This is a genomic window from Bradyrhizobium sp. Ken64 (genome assembly GCF_055807555.1).
In genome coordinates this window covers 1-19,685 of record NZ_JBVVPA010000011.1, presented here as the reverse complement: position 1 = coordinate 19,685, position 19,685 = coordinate 1, and the positions used below count along the sequence as shown (strand labels likewise).

Sequence of the window (19,685 nt, the reverse complement as noted above, 5' to 3'; positions counted from 1 at the left end):
CAGCGATGTCTACTGTTTCGGGATAAGCGAGCCGCACACTCGCAGAGGGGGAACTATCCGAGCCGGCAGAGCTTAGGTTGGCTGGAGGCATTTATGCTTTGAAAACAGATATTAAGCTACCCGTTGTGCTGATTGTAGAGGATGACCTCCTTATTCGTTTGGATGCCGTGGATATGATCAAGGCAGCCGGGTTTGAAACGATTGAAGCAAACGGCGCGGATGAAGCCATCGCCATTCTGGAGCGCCGACGCGACATCACAGTCGTATTTACGGACGTGCAAATGCCGGGCTCGATGGACGGCCTCAGACTGGCCGCTGCGGTTCGCGACCGCTGGCCGCCAATCAAGATCATTGCTACGTCTGGAATGACGAAGGTCGGCCCCGACGACTTGCCTTCGGGCGGCCGATTTATCCGAAAACCCTATAGCGCTCAAGGAATTCTCGAAGTCATCCTCGACGTCAGCGCCGGCACCTAGGCCCTCCGCTTCGCGGCTGAGCGGCTGGAGGGTACCTCGAGAACTGATCGCGCGAACATCGCCGCTGGATCGGCGCAACTCGCGTCGACCTTACTTGCTGGAGCAACTACAGAGATTGCTGCTTCTCGGCGCTGTTGATCTTCGGCTGCTTCCGCCTGTTTCAACCATTCTTCGGCGAACAACAGCCACTGCGCCTTGCTGGACGCGCTAGTAGCCTTACTAGCTTCCGCTCGGCAATCCTCATAGTTCGCGCGGTAAACCCTGCCCCCATCCATGCACGGATTTTATCAACCGGGTGACACTCGGGATATGCAATTTCGGCATGTCTTGTTGCAGATCAACGCTCGGCAATATGCAGTTGTGCCATGCGGAAACCGGCTCCGACGGGATGCGTCCGGTCATGCCTTTGCATGCCTGCGCCGCTGGGACGGTCGTTTTGGCGGCACTCGGATAACGGCCTTGATCTGCGTCAAGCGACCGTAGCGTGAAGCGGCTGTCCTATCCGCCGAATGGATGAGCGGTCCGTCCGATTGTGCCGGCCACCCCGTCCACCGCAATCTGAGCTAGGCTCTTCATCACTATGTCATTCTTCACAGACCGTGACCTCGAACGCCTCGCCAACTTGAAAGCAAACTGGCGTCAGCTCTATTGTGGTGAACTCAACCGATTGCTGAACGAACACGCTGACAATCGTTGGATCGACAAGACGCTGAGGCCGCATCAGGTCTCCAGTGTCCTCACGATAACCCCGTGGTCGAGCCGATTCATCCAAGCGATGCCTGTGATACTGACGAAGGCGAGAAGCCGGAGGCGCACGCTCGGAGGCAGTCAGTAAATAGGTCGCTTCCCGTCCTCACCGTGCTCAGTGGCTTCCCTTTTCCCGTAGGTGTCCGAAATGATGTGGCTGGCGTCCGGCTCTTCGATTCCCGCGTCGATGTCCGGCGATCTATTGCAGGCGCACGGATCACCGGCAGCTCTAGCCCCGTCCGGGTTGTTCTCGCAGACGAATGGGACAGTTGGGATTTGACATGGAATGAAAAAGCGCGCGGCCTTGCTCCAAAGATCGCAAGCATACCGCGCGCCTCGGTTACACCGCCAATTGTTTGCGAACGGCGGCGGCCGAATTGCCTACTTTGTCGACGGCCTTTTGCAACTCGTCCTTTGAGACACCAAGCGCCTTGGTCCAATACTTGACCTCGAAGTCTTCATGCATGTTGATCTTGCTACGGTCGCGCTGGTCCCGTTTGGTGAGACTGTCGCTCATCTTCCTCCTCCATCGCCCATACGAGCCGCTCATCATCGAGAACGGCTAGCAGGTCATTGATCGTATTTTCGGCGTCCCTCGGCCCAGGCTCGACATAGCGAGCTAGGATGGCCTGGGCTTCTTTTACCGCTCGGGTTACGCGATCCGGCATGCCGGTACTCCACTTACTGTGGAGAAAACGCCGTCAGGAACGCCGCGTTCCTTTGCTAAGCCCCTTGAATGAGCTGGCCCGCAGCAGGCCTTCCGAGGTGATGTCCCGGTATTCGATGTCGGCGTAGAACTTCGGCTCGACCCAGGTGGCCTTCGGTTTCCTGACCGGCTTGGTGAGCTTCTGCTTCGGGCTGACGACGGTATCGAGGGCCTTGCGAATCTCGGCCGACTTCGTCCGGCTCCAGCCCGTTCCGACCTTGCCCATATAGCGCAGCTCTTTCCCTTCCTGCTTGCCGAGATAGAGCGCGGCGACGCCGGAGGGGTCCTTGACGAAACCGACAACGGGGAATTTCTCGCGCTGCACGGTCTTGATTTTTTGCCAAGCCTCAACCCGGTCCGACCGGTAGGGTGCGTCAACCCGCTTGGAGACGATGCCCTCGTAGTTCAGCTTGCTGGCCGCCTCGAACAGCGATTGCCCGTCACCTTCGTGATGTTCGCTGTAGAAGATTGGTGCTTCCAGCCCGTTCTCCTCGATCAACTGCTTCAGCAGTTCTTTCCGGGCGAGCTGCGCATGTTTGCGGAGGTCTACGCCGTCGAGCCACAGGAGATCGAAGGCGAAGTAAACCAGCCGGTCTTGGTCGCCTCGGCCCAGGTCCGCCTGGAGTTCGGAGAAGTTGGTGCGCTCTTCGTGGATGACGACTACCTCACCATCAACAATGGCTTGGCCTTCGAGGTCAAAGCCGCCGGCAATGACGGAGAACCTGTCGATCCAATTATGGCCGTTCCTGGTGAAGGCCTTCCGACTGTCGCCATCGATGTGGAGCTGAATGCGGTAGCCGTCGTATTTGACCTCGTGAATCCATTGAGCCCCTGAAGGAGCTTTCATCTTCAGGGTCGCAAGCTGGGGGCTGATAAAGCCCGGCATGGAAGCTCGCGGCTTCTTGGCCGGTGCTCGGGTACGCTTTGCCACTAACGCAACTCACAAAAAGCCCGCCGTCGGTGGGGGGAGCCGACGGCGGGGCAGTCTACCTACCTTACTTAGGACTCTCCAACCGCGAGGCTCATGCGCCGTTCCCAGGCGTTCTCACATACAACCGCGATTGAGATTCCAGGTTGTATTTTCAACGTCAACTAGAACGTCAGACGAACGGTTAGCGAACGCGATGCGATAAAGCGTTCTTACAGCGGAACGCCCTTAGTACTGGGACCTCTTCAGAAGCTCCGGCAGACGCGAGATCGCCTTTGCACGATGGCGTAGCCTTCTTCAAGCGCCTTCAACGCAGCCCGAGCGTGACGAGCGGCTTCTTCGTTACCTGATTTTTCAATCTCTTCGACAGCCCAGGCCAAATACTGAATGGCGGCGTCATGGTGAGCGCTATCGCGTTCTGACATTGACTAACCTTGTAAGCGTGGTTTCGAAACCTCAAACGCTCAGGCGCGGCAGTCGGATCACATTTCGCATCAGACCCGTGCACGGCACAGGACTATCACTAATCGAAACGAGGGTTCGTCGCGGGCGAGAAGCAATGTCCGTCGTCCTCCAGGATGGTCCACGGTGGTGGAAACCGCGAGGGTTATCCATCACATCCGTCGGTTTGCCGGAGTGCCCCTTATCGGCTTACTGGAGGCATAGGTCGGGCCTTCCTTTGCAGCCCGCACCTGCCGGTCTCGCTCAGCGCAGAGATCGTCAACCTTGCTCTGCATCCGTTGCAGGGTCTCAGCCGAGGCGGTCGTTAACCCCGCCCTTTGAAGCTGGAGGATTTCCTTGCGCTGGCGACTGACCTGCGAGCGCATGCGCTCGATTTCCGAGCGGAGATATTCGAGTGTGGGCATGGACAGACCTGGATTTCCCACAATAGAACAAAGGCCGAACATCCGGTCAAGGCGGCGGACGTGAAAGATTTACTGATGTACCTCTCTCACTCGGCGGGAGCATCGCACCGGCATTGGGCACATAGTGCACTAGCCAAAGACGGACGGTCTGTTTGTCTAAGGTGCGCCTTGCCAGTCTTTCAAGCCCCCAAGCTTCCGACGATTGGCGAGAGCGTCGAAGGCCCCGGCGCGGTCAGCTTCGCCGGGGCCGGTCAGCGCGGGATAGCTCAAGACGATGGACGCTGAAGCTGAGCGGCAACGTGGTTTGGAGTTGGGTCGCCGATGGGCGGAGCACGCTTCGGCACACGAGCTGGCCACCTTGGTGAGCGGCTCGTTCAATGAACTCAGCCAAATGCTGCCAGCGGACCTGTCAGATCATTTCGTCGGCGGTTTTCGCGAAGGCGTGCTGCGCGTCTGGCGTGGAGCCTAAGCTTACCTTTCTTCCTTGATGATTCTGACCTGCCCCTGAAGTTTCACCCAGTAGCGGTTAGAGTCTCGGGGGATGTTACGCCGTTTGGCGCGGTGTGAGCAACGTGCGATCGGCGGAGCTGGTCGGGGTTGCGCAGCCGATCGCACGTTGCGGTGAGGTAGGCGGCATAGGCCGCAGGGGTCAGATAGCCGAGCGAGGAATGCGGGCGTTGGCCGTTGTAGTCGCCGACCCAATCCGCAATCTTGGCGCGGGCGTGATCGAGGCCGAAGAACAAGGTTTCGTTGAGAAGCTCGTCCCGCATCCGGCCGTTGAAGCTTTCGCAGAAGCCGTTCTGCATCGGCTTGCCCGGCGCAATGAAGTGCCAGTCGATCTTGTTCTCCTCCGACCAGGCCAGCATGCCATTGCAGGTGAACTCGGTGCCGTTGTCGGAGACGATCATGCCCGGCTTGCCGCGCTGATTGATCAGCGCCGTCAGTTCGCGTGCCACCCGCCGCCCCGGGATCGAGGTGTCGGGGATGGCCGCCAGACATTCGCGGGTCACGTCATCGACGATATTCAGGACCCGGAAGCGACGGCCGCTGGCGGAATGGTCGTGGACAAAATCCAGCGACCACCGGGCGTTCGGCCGAGCCTCGACCAGTATCGGCGCTCGGGTGCCCACGGCGCGGCGGCGGGCCCGGCGCTTGCGCACGCTGAGGGCTTCGCCTCGCCTCCAACGAGATGCTGACGCCACCTGATGATCCGCAACGCTGTGCGAGCTGTTGGTTTTGAGGCGCCTATTAAGGCCTTGAGCGGGGCATGTTCTTCGAGGATACTATTGGTCGGCAGATCGGGGGCGCCCGCCTCTCTAGTTCTGATTTACGGAAACTTAATGGATCATTGCCAACGTCGAGAGCATTGCAACTCGTCGCCCCTTATCATCTAGACCTGCTCGGTTGGCAGTCTCTTCGTGGGAGAGACCCTTATGCTAAAAGGATGCACGATTGCTGCTTTCGCGCTGTTTTTTTTGGCATTGTACGATCACCAAGTATCAAACGGCAAGTATACTGACGCTGTTCTTGTCTTGGCGAAGCAAATAACGCGTTCGTTCCGGGTCTGACAGAGCGAGGCGGGCTGGCGCGCGTCTACGGCTTCTTCGTGCCGAAACGTCCTGCCCGGCACAGGGACTTTGGGAGCGCCGTCGTCCCTCCCTGGCTGCAAACTGGTTCGACCTAGGTAGCTCTGTTCTGAATGGCCGTTGGTAGAGTCCGGGATTTGTTTTTCTTACAATACGCGACGACCGCAGCGGAATTCCGCTGCAGGCGGTCGTAATCCAATACACTGTTGCTTGCGGCTGCGTTGTAATAGCCACTCATGAAGTATCTTACGAAATCTTGATCCGCTGGACCGTACGCCAACCAAGTTCCGCAAGTGATCTTGTTAAAATCCAGCGTAGCAGTAGGCACTGCGGTCACGCCTATCGATTTTTCCAACCCTGCCATCACGCCGGCATTCGGGTTGGATTGGCACCACCCTCTTACGCTTGTGACATTTGTCCGATGCAGGTCAAAATCTACAAACGTCCTCCGACTTTCATAACTAAACCAGCCGGTCATCCAAGCCGAAAACTTGCTCGACGGTGCAGCCGGCATGGCAAGATATTCACCACAGGTGATGCTGCGAATATCTGCCGTCGTGGCGCCCGCCTCGCTGGCGATAGTTGAGGAGACTAGGACGAGCGCAAGCAGAAGCAATCTGCACCTCATTGTGATGACCTCCCAAGCGACGATTGGCTGCCGGACCAAGCACGATCACCGTGATCACACACGCCTCCCGTGCCTACAAGGGCATTCGCCCTTAGGGCGACTGACCTACTTGATCTAGATCAAGGCCGGCGACGCAATCTCCTTCCGGCCATTTCCGCTCAAGCAAAAGTATGTCCCTCCAATCCCAGTAAACCTTCCGCCATTTGTCGGGTCGCCAATCATTGACTTAGATCAATGCCAATCCCCACCCGCAGGCAAGTTTCTTTTGGGTTCATGCCTTTAGCTGGATCGGAATGCCATCCGCCACAATTCTCTGGCAAGACGGCCGCGCATCGCGAAGCCGCTATTCCACCTCGCGCCAGTCAGGATCCCCGATGATAGTCGCTAGTGCTAGTTGATGTCTCGTCGGAAGAGGCAAAATATGAAGATACTTGCGCTGTTGCTCGCTTCGGCAATTTTCCTCTTCTGCGCAGGCGAGAGCCACGCTGTGGTGAGAATTGCCAATGATCGCGGCGGCTTGATCCGACATTACGTCGATCGATACGATCAGTTGAACGACACGGGCCAGACGGTGGTCATCGATGGGCTGTGCGCCTCCGCCTGCACGATCGTGCTTTCGATAGTCCCATCAAACAGGATCTGCGTTACCGAAAAGGCAAACCTTGCTTTCCACGCAGCTTGGGACCTCGGGCCTGGTGGACGCCACATTACAAATCCAGAAGCCACACGGACGATGTATTTGATGTACCCGGCTCCAGTTCGGAATTGGATATCAACGCGGGGTGGGTTGTCGCCTCGCATGATCTTCCTTCGGGGGCCGAAGTTGCAGGACATGTTCGCACGGTGCTATCTGGATGCTGCAATTTTTCTAAGGCTGTAACTGACCAGAGGCCGTCCGCGAGCGGCAACATAAGTGGACAAGCAATGTAAGCTCAGAACCGCTGACAACTCAGCATGCCATGTTACTAGCATTGCGCGGGCCGTTCGATTCATGATGTTCGGTTGATCGCGGAATCGGACGCATCGACGGATCGCGGCACGCGCTTTGTCAGCCGTTATGGCGGCAGCCGGATAGCGACTCCGGCCGCAGGTACAGCGGAGCTTCTTGTCTGTCGTGCGCCTTGCCGATTGTGGCCCGCTGCTTCAGTTTCTGTGCGCCGCCATCTTCTTAAGCGTGGCAATCTGTCGAAAGAAGGTTTTTATCGACTGGGCAGGGCTTCCGAGAACCCTAGCGCCGGGTGCTAGATCCGAAATGACGCCCGCCTGCGCTCCGATTTCCGAACCTCGGCCTATTCGAAGATGCCCTGCCATAGCAGCCTGCCCACCAACGCGGACGAAATCTTCAAGGACGGTTGAACCCGAGATCCCCACCTGTGCAACTACGACGCAACAGCGGCCGAGAGTAACATTGTGACCGATCTGCACGAGGTTATCGAGGCGGGAGCCAGCGCCGATCACGGTGTCTCGCGATGATCCTCGGTCAATCGTCGAATTAGCACCTACTTCAACATCATCTTCAAGAATAACTCGCCCAAGCTGGGGGATCGAGAGAAACCCACCGCTGGTGGAGGCGAATCCGAACCCTTCCTGGCCAATCCGCGCACCCGGATATACGTAAACGCGCGCTCCCAATACCGCGTAACTAAGGCTCACATGTGCGCCAATCCGGCAGTCCCTATCGATGGTGACGCCGCTTCCGATGACTGCGGAAGGACCGATCCGACAGCCCGGCCCTATCTCCACTCCGCTTTCGATCACAGACAGGGGTCCAACTTCTGTCGAGGGATCTATGTGTGCGTCATCCGCTACTATGGCGGACGGGTGAACACCGGGTCGCAGCGGCGGCACAGGATAGAAAAGGGCAGCAACGCGGGCCCAGGCCGCATAGGGCTCGCTCGTAAGAATCGCCGCAGTTGTCGCTGGCACTCGCGCAGCCATATCAGGGTGAACGACCACAGCGCCGGCGGACGTTTGATCCAGCGCAGAAGTGTAACGTCGGTTATCTAGGAAGCTCACTTCACTCGGCCGAGCCGTTTGTAGAGGGGCTACACCTTCCAGCAAAAGTTCGCGTCCGTCCGCCACACCCCGCGCCGCGCTAGCGACGAGCGCGAGGGAATGCGGGCCAGTTCGCCGGAAGAACCTTGCGCTCCCTAGTACTGTTTCGGTCATCACATCCCCTCCCGCAATGCGAGTTGAACTGGCGTTTCCTCCGACGTCTGTGTCAAGCCAAGTCTCACTTGGGTGCCGGTGGCTCTGAGACGTTGATCCAATGGACTTACCGGCTCTTATCCTGTCACTGTTGACTTGCTGCTATCGCGGGACATTCGAAGCTTGCCGTTCCTGTGCTTCGTAGTATTCGGCCGAAAACTTGATCGACCACCGAGAGAAGAACGAACGCAACTTCTGCGTGGGTCTTTCCACGCCAAGATGTTCGGCCACGTGCGCGTTGCGAAGCCATCCAGCGAGCGACGCAAAACAGGCTGAGCGCATCAACCCGCGAAACAGTGCGAGGCCGACCGTATCGGCCTGTCGATAACGGTAACCTAGCTTTTTAATGACGTACTGACGCTGGATGCTTTCGTAAGAGCTACCCATGAGCCGAGCGAACGAACTTTTCTTCGCTTGCGGCCACGCTGCCGGATACACCGGCAATACCAGAAGCTTGCTCTTAGCGATCACCGTAGCCAACGGATGCAAAAGCTGCATCCAGGCTGGCCAAGAGGCTAATTTGGCAAACAATACCGCATGCATCACTGTCGCGACGCCGAAAGAGATTGGAAGCCACACTACCGCAGCCAGGATTACAAGCAATGCGGTGTTCGGGGTGAGATGACGACATTTTCGAAACACCCACGCCATACCTTTGGCAAAGGCAACGTGCAGGGTTCGCTCGAACGCCCGATAGCTAATTCTGCGCCGGAGCCACGACCAGCGACGGCGCATTGACACGATCCACTTTCGACGCCTCGCCTCGGATAGCGGAAGGATGCCCAGCGCACCGGCCGTGACAGCGACGATCAGGTTACCCAGAACCCTGGCCGCGAAAAGCGGAAGCCGGACAATCTCCATGACCAGAGGGAAAGTATAGTCGAGCAATCGCATTAAAAACGCGATAGTGAAACGCAGGATCTTGTTCGCGGCGATCGCTATCAAAGCAAGTGGAACGATGATCACGTCGTCCAGTGCACCGCGCACGCGGCGCTCTTCAATCCATGCTGGGCTTTGCTCATTGGCCACGGCACTACCGGTCGAGACGCGTTTTGTGGGCTAATCAGCTACGCTGACCGGGAGACCACGCTAGCAGGTCATTCCGGTCGCACATCTGCGGACGGCTCGACGGGTTTGCCGGACGGTTGTTCGTGCCACGCAAACACCGTTCACCCGAGTTCTGCCCGCGCCGCAGGCAGCAGCGATTTCCGTGATCATGCTGTCCGGCTGCGCGAGCACGGGAGCAACGGGGGTAGCTTGCGCCGACACCGCGAGAGACAGAGCGAGCGCGCCAATTGCAATCAACCTGATCATTCTCACCCCCTCGAAGAGCAATGAACGGCCAAGCTGACGTCGCACTTGGTCCCAAGACTTGAGATGGATCAAGGGTTCTTAACTAGTCCGGCTTCTTCAGCGGGGTTGGGATAAATGGACTCGGCTCCTCAGGCGACCTTCCCCATCGATTCAGTTGCAGTCTGCGTGGGGAGCCTTCCATCATCGGGTGCTGAGGCACAAACCGCATAGACCTCCTCTCGTGGCAGTTCAACTATTTTACCCGGTCGGCGTGTATCGGGGGACACTATGATCAGTTTGACCCGCGTTTTTGATGTCGCCGTGCTAGTGTTAGGCACGTTCAACCTCGTGCTGGTGGCACTGCTTGTCTTGTCGCTCTGAGGTGCTCCCCAGGCCAACGCGGACCGCCGTGCATACGCGGCGCTGTTTGCGCCTCAATTTCACCATCCGACTCAGGCTGTGGTTGTATTCGTTGCCGGCGTCTCGTCTGTGACGGTTCTCGATCCCGAACCGGCGTGCGACGAAGCGGAGCCAGAGGCCCGGAGAGAACCCCATCAAACCGGGCCTTTGCGCTGTCCTTTGAGCAAAGCGCACGGGCGCACCATGTGGCATCGCCTGATCCCTCCGAGAACGTCTGCAACGGGGGAGGCGGCGGTGAACTTAAAGCGGGCTCGGCGTCCGGTTTGCCTCTGACAGTCGACGTGACACGTTTCCATCCGCACTTCCGCTTAGGGCCAGAAGAGGTCCTTCATGACGCCTGTGCTAAACCCTGCGCTTTCGCTTCTTCAACCGGGCGGTTTTGACCCGGACGCGGGTCCACTCCTGCAAAAAGCCTCTGGATGTTCGCACGATGGCGGATGATCGGGTGCACTCCGGGGGGTGTAGGCCGAGATTTGATTCGAGCAGGTACTGGTGCCGGTTATTCATTTCCCCGCAGACATCGAGGCGAAATGCCTAGCGGGGCTTCCCCGGGGGCGGAATGTTGGGATCGGAATGGTCAGAGGTAACACCCGCTTATGATTGCTGGTAGCTGCCGAAGTCACCCTGACCTTGATCTTCGCCAGTTCAGCGGCTTGGTGCGTTCAGGTCGGCGGCATTGACGGCTGGCCGGCAATGCTTTGCCGTGAGGCCAGGCGGCTGTCACACCATGCCTTGGTTCACGTACCAACCGGCCTTGTCGTGATGGCGTTGCGAAACGCGAGCGGCGCCGTGATGGTGGTAATGGTTCGCGTGCCTTCGCCGACACCCTGAATGGTGAGGTCGCCGTAGTCCATGAAGCGGCCAAGAATGCTCTGTTTGACATCGACACTCTCAACTTTGTCGAGGCTCATCTCAAAGGTGTCCCGCTTGATGAAACCTGTCTTGTGGACAACCCGCATGTTGGTCACGTCGGTCTCGGTGGTCCAGCGGTGAAACCAAGCCGTCGCCGTCCAGTACAAAGCCGCAAGCCCAGCTACCGCCGCGAAGGCCAAGCAAACCGAAGCCAGCACGTCGGAAGTAAAGAAGCGCCACAGCACCAAAAATGCGACCACCACGATCCACGCAGCGATTGCGGGCAGAAAGTACATCCAGTGTTCGTTGGTCGAATACAGCAACCGTTCGCCGGGCTGTATAATCTTGTCGATATACCGCGCCATAACGGACCCTGAGTTAACCCGCCACCGCAGCACCTTGCGCCCTTTGAGCCGATCGGGACCTTGATTTATCTCAAGCCTTCGATCGACCGCGCCCGGAAGCTGCGGTTCATACGAGAGCCGCAACGATCCCCCGCAAAGGGCCGGAGCGAGCTGAGGGTTGATTGCTATTCGTTTGGATTGCCGATGGCGGTAGCGGTTATCAGGGTTTGCTCCCGATTCCTTCGCCTGGCTGGGAGGCAAGGCACTTGTTTGATTGGTGGCAACCCAGAAAGCGGCTCAGGAAACATTCCGACTACAAAGCGGGCGGTCACCGCTTCTTCGGACCGCACGTTATCCTCGATGAATTGCGCCGCCACGTTCCTCGATATCTCGATGAGGTCGATCAGGGCGAACTGATCTATCCAGCGTGCAAGCGGGCATTGTCGGATTTGAACGGTGATGTTCGCTCGGTTTGGGATCACACCCGGCTGGAAGCGATGCGCTATGTAATGATGGTGCCAAGGGCCGACTTTGACTTACTAAGCGATGCAGACCGGCAAATCGAAATGATAGACGCTTACCTCCTCCAGCGTCCTCACGACGAGACCGTGGTCGATTTCACTGGAACGGCGGCGACTGATTTTTCGATTGCTATCTTGGCTGGCCTCAATTGGCTAACACATTGCGCCAAATTGGCCGGCGTTCAGCCAAGTAAGCAGTTGGGCACTATTCGTCACTTCAGAAGTCTCGTCACGCTTGCTCACAGGTGGTGGTTAACTGAGGGTGCTGGCGAACGCTCCAGTCAACTGTTGGCGAATGGAGAGCAGCCACCACTCATGTTCTACTTGATATGGTCCGACTACACGAGGCTCGCAAAGCACATCGCTGCCGCCACAGTTTTCGGATCGTCGATCAACCGTGCAGCAAAACTGGTAGCGTTGCCTGCCGATCTTATTCCCCGCTTTGAGGCTGCGCGGGATCCCCTCGAATTGGATGCCGACATAGCGCAACCCCGCTAGCGTTTTGCGCTACGATCCTGTTCAGAGCGATGGCAGCCCACCAAGAGTTCGCTCGGACTGAACTGTTGCAGGCACCGGGTAAACGGTTGTTTGCTCGTCGCAGATCGAACATCTAAAGCGCCGGAACGAATTAAACTATCGGATTTTCGCTGCAACGCCAGCGTGTGCGGTTCGTGCGTTTCGGACCAAGGGCGGGACCTCTCCGGGGCGGTTGGCCGGAATTGATTTCGGTCAGGTACTGTTATTGCCTCACATGATCCAAATCAACGATGCCGCGCGACGGCCGCCAAAGAAAGGCGCATGCGAAACATCGTGGACGAAGCTGGCGAGATCGTTGCGATGGCATCGGAGGCATACGCTGATCGGCGGTCACCACCGCCTCGCGGTGGCGGCGAGCGCCGGTAAACAACTGTACTGGAAAGAAACCGGGGAACCCGTGAAACTTGATCCGTTTTTCAAGGGAAGTTCTCGTCGACATACGGCCTGATGCGCAGGGAGCGTGACGCGTATAGTCGAGGCAATCATCACGTCGGCGCTGCCTTTCATGCGTCTGATAAGCGTGAGCCGGTCTAGCGCCACTTTTCCTCGCGCTCTCGGCGCACCGCATCGATCGCGGTTTTTTTCGATTTGAGCCATGTCTTCGATCCTCCGCCGCGGTTCGCGGCGGGTCATTAGCCGGTGCAGGCGATAGAGCGAACCGAGGGCTCGATTGCGGGTGGCGGGTCTGAGGACTTTTTAGATTTGTACCCTCCAACAAAAAGGCCGGCATTTCTGCCGACCTGGTTTGCTGGAGCAGTCTAAATAACGCGAGATCAGTACTTCGCGACGACCGGGCTGCCGTAATTGCCGAAGCGGTAATTCACGCGCACCGTGAGCATGTCCACGTCCTGCGTGATCCGGTCGTTCACGAAAGCAGCAAGTCGCGGATCGGCGACCGTGAACGAATTATTGCGGTGCCCCATGAACAGATGGTCGTACTCAATACCGGCTGACCAATTCGGCGCGAAGCCATACTCCCAACCAACACCCACGGTGCCACCCCAGCGGGTCGCGCTTTGCGCCACGAGTTCAGTGCCGAAAGCGTTATCGAGGACGCTGAAGCGGTTGTCCGTCACCGCCGCGCCGCCCTTCACGTAAAACAGTGACGCATTCCAAGCGTAGCCTATCTGACCGGTGAAGAGGCCAATGGCACTGGTTTTGGTACGAGTTGAGAGCGCAGGATTGATGAGGCTGACGCGCTGGTTGCTGAGATCCGCCCAATCGCCCTGCGCTTCCAGACCAAACACCCACTGGCTGGATTGCCAGCGATAACCGAGCTGGCCACCAATGACGCCACCGGACCGATCGCGGCAGCCAGAAGCGAAGGCTACGCCAGCCGCGTCAAGGAAATCCACGCAATTGTGGTTCTGCGCCCAGCCGCCATTGCCGCCGATATAGAAGCCGGTCCAGTTGTAGATCGGGGCAACATAGGGAGCCGGCGCAGCCTTCATCGGCATGTCGGCAGCCGAGGCTGGCACAGCCATTCCGAGAGCAAGCACGCCTACCGTGCCTAGTAAAAACTTCTTCATCATTAAATCCCCACTTGTTGTGCGCTTCAGGCGAAGCGGTCATTGGCACGACTGCCGATCGATCTATGGTGGCACGATAGGCGGAAATATCCCAAAGACCTGTATCCGATGGACAACACTCAAGACCAAAGTGAGCATTCGTCTAAGCTGATGATTTGTTTGAATTTTTTTGAGTGAGGTCACTCATTCGGCGGAGATCGCGGCGAATAGGCGCTATCCGCCCGTTCAGCTACTTCCCGGCTTTATCGTATGACGTCTGCCGAAACGGCTGGTCGGAATGTGTTTCGAAAAAATACTGACCACCCTTGTTTTCTCATTGGATGATTGGTCGAACAGTGCGGACGCTATGGCTTCGATCAGCACGCGACGAGCCTTAAATTCAGCAAGCAAGTCCCCCTTCGAGCCTCTCCGGCGATCAGCCAAGTCGCTAAGCGCGGCAGTGCTAATTTGGCATTGCACAATTTGCTGTCCATTCCTCATCGTAAACTTGAACGCCATCAGGTCGGCATCATACCCAATGGCCTTTCCTCTCCTCAGCGGCATGAACCCGGTCCCCTTTTCCCAACGACCCGTGAAGCGGACCGCGCGGTGGGCTGCCAGGTGAGCATCTATAAGCGCGGCAACTGACCTTCTTGAAGCAACGGAGCAAAGCATGTCCTCAGCGGTTTGCAAATTCGAGACCTGCTGGGATCGCGGGTGACGTCACCGAAATTGACCCGGTCTTGGTATTGCGGCGCAGTACGCCTTCCGTTGGCGTCCTTCACGCGGAAACATTGCTCCTCCTCCAACTGGCAAGAAGTCGGGAGAATACTCGGTTCACTGGCCGGCGGCGGAGTGGGCATATGACGACGCGCCAGTACGCCCGACTCCTATCTCACTGGATCGTTGATATTGAACCGCCCCGGGTTTGCCGGAGGCCATTTGGTTTAAGTTATGCCGCCATGGCCGGTTGTTCCAGCATGGCGTAGTAGCGTTGCTCGGCTTCGGCTGGCGGTATGTTGCCGATGGGCTCCAGGAGCCGCCGGTTGTTGAACCAGTCCACCCATTCCAGTGTTGCGAACTCGACGGCCTCGAAGCTGCGCCATGGTCCGCGGCGATGGATCACCTCGGCTTTGTAGAGACCGTTGATGGTTTCGGCGAGAGCGTTGTCATAGGAATCTCCGACGCTGCCGACAGAAGGCTCGACACCTGCTTCAGCGAGGCGCTCGGTGTACTTGATGGATACGTATTGGCTGCCCCTGTCGCTGTGGTGCACGAGCCCGCCACGATGGACCGGCCGTCGATCATGGAGGGCTTGCTCCAGCGCATCGAGCACGAAGCCCGCATGCGCCGTGCGCGAGGCCCGCCAGCCCACGATCCTGCGGGCATAGGCGTCGATGACGAAGGCGACGTAGACGAAGCCGGTCCAAGTTGCGACGTAGGTGAAGTCGGAGAGCCAGAGGACGTTTGGCCTCGGCGCCTTGAACTGGCGCTTGACGTGATCGAGCGGGCATGGCGCGGCCTTGTCGCTGATCGTGGTCTTGACGGATTTGCCGCGGATAACCCCTTGCAAGCCCATGTCCCGCATCAGTCGCGACACCGTGCAACGGGCAACATCGAAGCCTTCGCGCTTGAGCTGGCGCCAGACCTTGCGCACGCCGTAGACGGAGAAGTTCTGATCGAAGACGCGCCGAACCTCGATCTTCAGCGCGGCGTCCTGCCTGGCGCGCGCCGACCGCTTAGCGGGATCGCGCCGCTTGGCCACATGGGCGTGGTAGGTCGAGGGGGCGATCGGCAAGACCTTGCAGATCGGCTCGACCCCATGCGCCCCACGATGATCGTCGATGAAGGCGATCATGGCTTGGACCGGCGGTCGAGCTCCGCCATCGCAAAATAGGCGCTTGCCTTGCGCAGGATCTCATTGGCCTGCCGAAGCTCGCGGTTCTCCCGTTCGAGCGCCTTCAGCTTCTCGGCCGCGTCGGTCGGAACGCCGGCCCGCTGCCCGCTATCGACCTCGGCCTTCTTGACCCAGTCATGCAGCGTCTGTGGCGTGCAGCCGATCTTGGCCGCGATCGACGTCACTGCCGCCCAGCGCGACGGGTGCTCGCTGGCGTGATCCAGAACCATCCGAACCGCTCGGGTCCGGACCTCGGGTGAAAACTTGTTCGGCGTCTTGCTCGTCATGGCTCCATCCTCTCAGGAGTTGGAGCCTCCGGCAAACCCGGGGCGGTTCAATATCGGACTGGATCCGCACCTGTTCGGGACGCATTCGCTTCGCCGGACCAAGGCAACCTTGATCTATCGCCGAACCGGCAACCTGCGAGCCGTACAGCTCCTGCTGGGGCATACCAAGATCGAGAGCACCGTTCGATACCTAGGCATCGAGGTCGACGACGCTCTCACGATAGCAGAACAGGTTGACGCCTGACTTCGGGGGCAGAGCAGACGTGCTCTGCCCTGCCCTCACAGTCGGCTGCGGGCCAGCAACCGAAGTCAGGCGCGCCCCGCCGCCTGCTCGGATCTTCTTAATTGCCTAAAAGCGACAGCCCCTTTTACGGTTCGTTCTTTCATTACCCGTAAGTTAAGCAAAGCAAACACTTTTTGCTGTTTAAAGCGACCTTTTTTAGAGGTTCAATCATGGGTTTTTTCTCCTTTCGTTTGAGTCATAAAATCCTGTTGATCGGGCTCATCGGCTTGCTCGGGCTCGCCGTATTCGGCGGCATCTATTTGACAGGCGCAGCCTCGCAGGAGGGATCGCGCAAAGTGGCAGAAGAGGCTCGGCTACTGTCGAACCTCAATGACAAGCTCGCGCGTGACATGCTGGATGCTCGCCGGGCCGAGAAGGATTTCCTGCTGCGACGGGATGAAGCTTCCATGAAGCGCCATGCAGCAGTCAGCGCGACGATCACGACACAGATAGACCGGCTTGGGACGATGATCCGAGCGAGCGGGTTTAGTGGGCTTTCAGAGAAGGTCGACAGCCTTGCCAAGGGTTTCAGTGAATACCAGAAGCAATTTGCCGCCTTGCAGCAAACAGAGATCAGGCTCGGTTTGAACGAGAAGCTCGGATTAAGCGGGTCGTTGCGCGGGTCGGTGCATGACATCGAAGCCCGACTGAAGGATACGGGAAGCCAGACGCTCACGAGCGGCATGCTGATGATGCGACGACATGAGAAAGATTTCATGCTCCGCCGAGACGCAAGCTACGTAGAGTCGTTCCAGAAGAGCGCGGACGACTTTGCCAAGACGGTCGCAGGTTCTGATCTTGTTACCGCTGTGAAGACCGAGATCGCAGCCAAGCTGCAGAGCTACAGAAACGACTTTGCGTCGTGGGCAGAGGCCGCCCAACGCGCCAAGGCCGAAGCTTCGGCATTGTCGAAGGCATATGCCAACATCGAGCCTATCTTCGAGGCCATCGAACAGGATGTTCGGCAGCGCCACGATGACGCCCAGGCGCGAGAGTCGGACACGCTGGCCGCCGTGAAACGCTGGATGCTGATTGCATTGGTGCTCGCAATTGTCGTTGTTTCAGCAATCTCGCTGACCATTGCTCGTTCTGTTACGAAGGCCATTGCCTCCATGGTGCAGGCCATGGTCCGGCTGGCCAGAGGCGACATGACAGTGGCGGTCCCCGGCATCGGACGACATGACGAGATCGGCGAGATGGCGGGGGCGGTCGACGTTTTTAAGACGAACATGATCGAGGCGGATCGCCTCGGTGCCGAACAGGTCGAGGCCAAAAAACGTCAGGCCGAACAGCGGAAAGCCGACATGCATCGCCTAGCTGGCGAGTTTGAAGCCGCTGTTGGCGAGATTGTGGAAATCGTTTCGTCGGCTTCGACCGAACTCGAAGCATCCGCAGGAACGCTCTCAAGAACGGCTGAACACGCCCAGGACCTCGCAACCACCGTTGCTTCGGCCTCGGAGGAAGCATCCACCAATGTACAATCAGTCGCCTCCGCAACCGAGGAACTGTCGTCGTCCGTGACCGAGATCAGCCGGCAAGTCCAGGCTTCAGCCCGGATGGCTTCGCAGGCGGTCGATCAGGCAAGAACGACCACAGAAAAGGTCGGCGCGTTGTCGAAGGCAGCGGCCAGGATCGGTGACGTCGTTGATCTAATCAACACCATTGCCGGCCAGACCAACTTGCTGGCTCTTAATGCCACCATTGAAGCTGCGCGCGCCGGCGAGGCAGGCCGTGGGTTTGCGGTAGTCGCCTCCGAGGTCAAGGCACTGGCTGAGCAAACCGCCAAGGCTACAGGTGAAATCGGTCAGCAGATATCCGGGATTCAGACCGCGACCGAGGAGTCGGTCCATGCGATCAATGCGATTTCGGGAACTATCGAACAGCTCTCGGAAGTCTCTTCTACCATCGCCGCCGCCGTCGAGGAGCAGGGCGCGGCCACTCAGGAGATCTCGCGTAATATTCAGCAGGCGGCGCAGGGCACCGAGTTGGTCTCTTCGAACATCAGCGACGTTCAGCGGGGAGCAAGCGAAACGGGCTCAGCTTCGACGCAGGTGCTTTCCGCCGCTCAGTCCCTATCGCTGGAAAGCAATCGACTGAAGCAGCAAGTCGACCGGTTCCTTGTGACAGTCCGCGCGGCCTAGTCATCGGGTACGGGGAAAAAGCACCATGGCCGACGAGGACGTCGGCTGTGGGTCCTCACAAGCGGCAGTTGGCGCCAACCTGATCGAGGTCCGGTTTAGCCCTGACAGCCGACGACACACCTCTTTCAGCGGCCTTCAGCTGAGGCCAACAGCCGCCGGTTCGGCGCGGGCTGTAAACTTCCAGTCTAATTTGAAAGAGTGGACGCCCTCGGCTTCCGGCGGCGAATCCATTCAGACGGACGACGCCGATGGACCATCGCTTTTCGGGCTGACCATGGTTGCACGCCGCCTAGACAAACGTGAAAAGTAACGGCTAGTCATTCGCATGGGCTGGATTCCGAATTGGCTGCGACGAGCAGATGTCAGGCTGCGGCCTAGGGCCGGCGCTCAGGTCGACTTACAACCGCTGTCGGAGCGCAGCGGCAGGTGGCTGAAGGCGAACTTGTTTCGCTTCCCGGGCGCGGTGTGGTCGCGGAAGCGTGGCTGTGTGGAGTTGTCAGAGGGCGACGTGATAGCGCTGCATCTGGTTGTCGAGCGGATCACGGAAGCCGGGCTGAAGGTGCGGCTGTCGGGGCGCCTTCGCGGCTGGGATGTTGCGTCGCCTGTTTGGACTTTACTGGTGCGCAAGCGTTAGCGGATCGCGGCGTCGGGTTTACTAGCGACAGCGGACATCACGGCGGCTGAGGTGCTCTTCGGCTTTGGGGCAAGAGCCGACGTTAGCGAGCGCGTCGTCGACAGGTGGCGAAAAAAACACAGGGAGCAAGGGCGCCGACCAGAATTGATCTGGATCAAGTGTCGCGGGAATACAGCGGCCAATTTGACGCAGATTGCTGGAGGGCCTTCGTTATGAGCACGGTGAAATGGGTCATCTCAGCCGCACCGGAAATTTTCCTGCTGCTGTCGATCGCGCTCGGCACCATTCTTGGCCGCGTCCGGATCCGCGGCTTTTCGATCGGCACCACGGCGTGCACGCTCATCGTTGCCGTTCTGATCGGGCAGCTCGGCACCTTCACGTTTCCGTCCTTACTCAGGGTCATCCTCTTCAGCCTGTTCGTGTTCACGATCGGCTACCGGTCAGGACCCGAGTTCTTTGCCTCATTGAGCATCCGGACCCTGGCTCAGGTTGCGCTCGCACTCGTGCTTGGCGGCACCGGCCTCATTATCGTTCTCATATTTGCCCATGTGTTCGCGCTCGGTCCCGGCACCGCTTCCGGTCTTGCTGCGGGAGCCCTGACACAGTCGTCAGTCATCGGCACCGCATCTGGGGCGCTATCCCAGCTCGGACTGGCCAAAGAGGTGCTGCAGCAGCAAGACGCCAATATTGCCGCCGGCTACGCCGTCACCTACGTGCTCGGCTATATACTTACGCTCCTGTACGTGCCGTTTGTCGCGCCGAAATTGATGGGGATCGATCTGAAAGCGGAAGCTGCAAAGCTCGAGGCGGAGCTTTCGGGTGG

General features: G+C 58.6%; 18 protein-coding genes, 2 pseudogenes and 1 other annotated feature. Of the genes and pseudogenes, 8 read left to right on the top strand and 12 right to left on the bottom strand.

Annotated features, from left to right (window positions below; all coding sequences use genetic code 11):
• The first annotated feature begins 98 nt into the window (after positions 1-98).
• Positions 99-476 carry a response regulator gene (locus AC0L2F_RS19135; RefSeq protein ID WP_473249438.1) on the top strand — a complete coding sequence of 126 codons (378 nt, stop codon included), beginning with the start codon at positions 99-101 and terminating at the stop codon, positions 474-476.
• A gap of 1,087 nt (positions 477-1,563) precedes the next feature.
• Here the strand turns inward: AC0L2F_RS19135 and AC0L2F_RS19130 are convergent.
• From AC0L2F_RS19130 to AC0L2F_RS19115, 4 genes are all read right to left on the bottom strand, one after another.
• Positions 1,564-1,740, bottom strand: coding sequence for a DUF3606 domain-containing protein (locus tag AC0L2F_RS19130; RefSeq protein WP_106946516.1), 177 nt, complete (start codon positions 1,738-1,740; stop codon positions 1,564-1,566).
• Positions 1,741-1,924: 184 nt separating this feature from the next.
• Entirely contained in the window at positions 1,925-2,815 is an 891-nt protein-coding gene (gene ligD, locus AC0L2F_RS19125; RefSeq protein WP_473249436.1) for a non-homologous end-joining DNA ligase, read from the bottom strand.
• A gap of 287 nt (positions 2,816-3,102) precedes the next feature.
• Positions 3,103-3,282, bottom strand: a complete 180-nt coding sequence (locus AC0L2F_RS19120; protein WP_473249435.1) for a hypothetical protein — start codon at positions 3,280-3,282, stop codon at positions 3,103-3,105.
• A gap of 189 nt (positions 3,283-3,471) precedes the next feature.
• Complete coding sequence (locus tag AC0L2F_RS19115; RefSeq protein WP_473249434.1) at positions 3,472-3,723, bottom strand: hypothetical protein; 252 nt, start codon at positions 3,721-3,723, stop codon at positions 3,472-3,474.
• A gap of 274 nt (positions 3,724-3,997) precedes the next feature.
• Here AC0L2F_RS19115 and AC0L2F_RS19110 point away from each other — a divergent pair, with 274 nt between their 5' ends.
• Positions 3,998-4,192, top strand: a complete 195-nt coding sequence (locus AC0L2F_RS19110; protein ID WP_473249432.1) for a hypothetical protein — start codon at positions 3,998-4,000, stop codon at positions 4,190-4,192.
• A gap of 43 nt (positions 4,193-4,235) precedes the next feature.
• On the opposite strand, the pseudogene AC0L2F_RS19105 reads toward AC0L2F_RS19110, so the two are convergent.
• Both AC0L2F_RS19105 and AC0L2F_RS19100 read right to left on the bottom strand, forming a co-directional pair.
• Positions 4,236-4,910: pseudogene (locus AC0L2F_RS19105) on the bottom strand (IS3 family transposase); the annotation flags it as partial.
• 493 nt (positions 4,911-5,403) lie between these two features.
• Positions 5,404-5,925, bottom strand: coding sequence for an HdeA/HdeB family chaperone (locus AC0L2F_RS19100; RefSeq protein ID WP_473249431.1), 522 nt, complete (start codon positions 5,923-5,925; stop codon positions 5,404-5,406).
• A 433-nt stretch (positions 5,926-6,358) separates the two neighbouring features.
• Here AC0L2F_RS19100 and AC0L2F_RS19095 point away from each other — a divergent pair, with 433 nt between their 5' ends.
• Positions 6,359-6,817, top strand: a complete 459-nt coding sequence (locus tag AC0L2F_RS19095) for a hypothetical protein (RefSeq protein WP_473249430.1) — start codon at positions 6,359-6,361, stop codon at positions 6,815-6,817.
• 263 nt (positions 6,818-7,080) lie between these two features.
• Here AC0L2F_RS19095 and lpxD read toward each other — a convergent pair whose 3' ends face one another.
• The 3 genes from lpxD to AC0L2F_RS19080 form a co-directional block, all read right to left on the bottom strand.
• On the bottom strand, positions 7,081-8,106 hold the full coding sequence (gene lpxD / locus AC0L2F_RS19090) for a UDP-3-O-(3-hydroxymyristoyl)glucosamine N-acyltransferase (protein ID WP_473249429.1): 1,026 nt from the start codon (positions 8,104-8,106) through the stop codon (positions 7,081-7,083).
• A 141-nt stretch (positions 8,107-8,247) separates the two neighbouring features.
• Positions 8,248-9,174, bottom strand: coding sequence for a hypothetical protein (locus AC0L2F_RS19085; protein ID WP_473249427.1), 927 nt, complete (start codon positions 9,172-9,174; stop codon positions 8,248-8,250).
• Positions 9,175-10,595: 1,421 nt separating this feature from the next.
• Positions 10,596-11,075, bottom strand: coding sequence for a PH domain-containing protein (locus AC0L2F_RS19080; protein ID WP_063995469.1), 480 nt, complete (start codon positions 11,073-11,075; stop codon positions 10,596-10,598).
• A 245-nt stretch (positions 11,076-11,320) separates the two neighbouring features.
• On the opposite strand from AC0L2F_RS19080, the gene AC0L2F_RS19075 reads away from it, so the two are divergent.
• Positions 11,321-12,073, top strand: coding sequence for a hypothetical protein (locus AC0L2F_RS19075; RefSeq protein WP_063995468.1), 753 nt, complete (start codon positions 11,321-11,323; stop codon positions 12,071-12,073).
• An 812-nt stretch (positions 12,074-12,885) separates the two neighbouring features.
• Here AC0L2F_RS19075 and AC0L2F_RS19070 read toward each other — a convergent pair.
• The 3 genes from AC0L2F_RS19070 to AC0L2F_RS19060 all read right to left on the bottom strand — a co-directional run bounded on the left by AC0L2F_RS19070 (position 12,886) and on the right by AC0L2F_RS19060 (position 15,804).
• Positions 12,886-13,644: an outer membrane protein gene (locus AC0L2F_RS19070; RefSeq protein ID WP_084777531.1), complete on the bottom strand. Its 759-nt coding sequence runs from the start codon at positions 13,642-13,644 to the stop codon at positions 12,886-12,888.
• A gap of 222 nt (positions 13,645-13,866) precedes the next feature.
• On the bottom strand, positions 13,867-14,184 hold the full coding sequence (locus AC0L2F_RS19065) for a DUF1488 family protein (protein ID WP_473249426.1): 318 nt from the start codon (positions 14,182-14,184) through the stop codon (positions 13,867-13,869).
• 388 nt (positions 14,185-14,572) lie between these two features.
• A protein-coding gene (locus tag AC0L2F_RS19060; protein WP_473249425.1) for an IS3 family transposase occupies positions 14,573-15,804 on the bottom strand; the annotation gives its coding sequence in 2 pieces (ribosomal slippage) (positions 14,573-15,513 and positions 15,513-15,804; 1,233 coding nt in all).
• Positions 15,404-15,520 (bottom strand) — a sequence feature (AL1L pseudoknot). It overlaps the preceding gene by 117 nt.
• A gap of 52 nt (positions 15,805-15,856) precedes the next feature.
• Between AC0L2F_RS19060 and AC0L2F_RS19055 the strand changes: the two are divergent.
• The 4 genes and pseudogenes from AC0L2F_RS19055 to AC0L2F_RS19040 form a co-directional block, all read left to right on the top strand.
• A pseudogene (locus tag AC0L2F_RS19055) lies at positions 15,857-16,048 on the top strand (tyrosine-type recombinase/integrase); the annotation flags it as partial.
• 209 nt (positions 16,049-16,257) lie between these two features.
• Complete coding sequence (locus tag AC0L2F_RS19050) at positions 16,258-18,228, top strand: methyl-accepting chemotaxis protein (RefSeq protein ID WP_473249594.1); 1,971 nt, start codon at positions 16,258-16,260, stop codon at positions 18,226-18,228.
• A 25-nt stretch (positions 18,229-18,253) separates the two neighbouring features.
• A complete protein-coding gene (locus tag AC0L2F_RS19045) occupies positions 18,254-18,538 on the top strand; it encodes a hypothetical protein (protein ID WP_473249424.1) in 285 nt (94 codons plus the stop codon).
• A gap of 536 nt (positions 18,539-19,074) precedes the next feature.
• The coding region (locus AC0L2F_RS19040) for an aspartate-alanine antiporter-like transporter (protein ID WP_473249593.1) at positions 19,075-19,685 on the top strand (611 nt) is incomplete at its 3' end.

What these genes read in the sequence shown, in the direction of transcription:
- AC0L2F_RS19130 (WP_106946516.1), bottom strand. Translation starts at nt 1,740, where the DNA reads ATGAGCGACAGTCTCACCAAACGGGACCAGCGCGACCGTAGCAAGATC.
- ligD (WP_473249436.1), bottom strand. Translation starts at nt 2,815, where the DNA reads ATGCCGGGCTTTATCAGCCCCCAGCTTGCGACCCTGAAGATGAAAGCT.
- AC0L2F_RS19120 (WP_473249435.1), bottom strand. Translation starts at nt 3,282, where the DNA reads ATGTCAGAACGCGATAGCGCTCACCATGACGCCGCCATTCAGTATTTG.
- AC0L2F_RS19115 (WP_473249434.1), bottom strand. Translation starts at nt 3,723, where the DNA reads ATGCCCACACTCGAATATCTCCGCTCGGAAATCGAGCGCATGCGCTCG.
- AC0L2F_RS19110 (WP_473249432.1), top strand. Translation starts at nt 3,998, where the DNA reads ATGGACGCTGAAGCTGAGCGGCAACGTGGTTTGGAGTTGGGTCGCCGA.
- AC0L2F_RS19095 (WP_473249430.1), top strand. Translation starts at nt 6,359, where the DNA reads ATGAAGATACTTGCGCTGTTGCTCGCTTCGGCAATTTTCCTCTTCTGC.
- lpxD (WP_473249429.1), bottom strand. Translation starts at nt 8,106, where the DNA reads ATGACCGAAACAGTACTAGGGAGCGCAAGGTTCTTCCGGCGAACTGGC.
- AC0L2F_RS19080 (WP_063995469.1), bottom strand. Translation starts at nt 11,075, where the DNA reads ATGGCGCGGTATATCGACAAGATTATACAGCCCGGCGAACGGTTGCTG.
- AC0L2F_RS19070 (WP_084777531.1), bottom strand. Translation starts at nt 13,644, where the DNA reads ATGATGAAGAAGTTTTTACTAGGCACGGTAGGCGTGCTTGCTCTCGGA.
- AC0L2F_RS19065 (WP_473249426.1), bottom strand. Translation starts at nt 14,184, where the DNA reads ATGCCGCTGAGGAGAGGAAAGGCCATTGGGTATGATGCCGACCTGATG.
- AC0L2F_RS19050 (WP_473249594.1), top strand. Translation starts at nt 16,258, where the DNA reads ATGGGTTTTTTCTCCTTTCGTTTGAGTCATAAAATCCTGTTGATCGGG.
- AC0L2F_RS19045 (WP_473249424.1), top strand. Translation starts at nt 18,254, where the DNA reads ATGGCCGACGAGGACGTCGGCTGTGGGTCCTCACAAGCGGCAGTTGGC.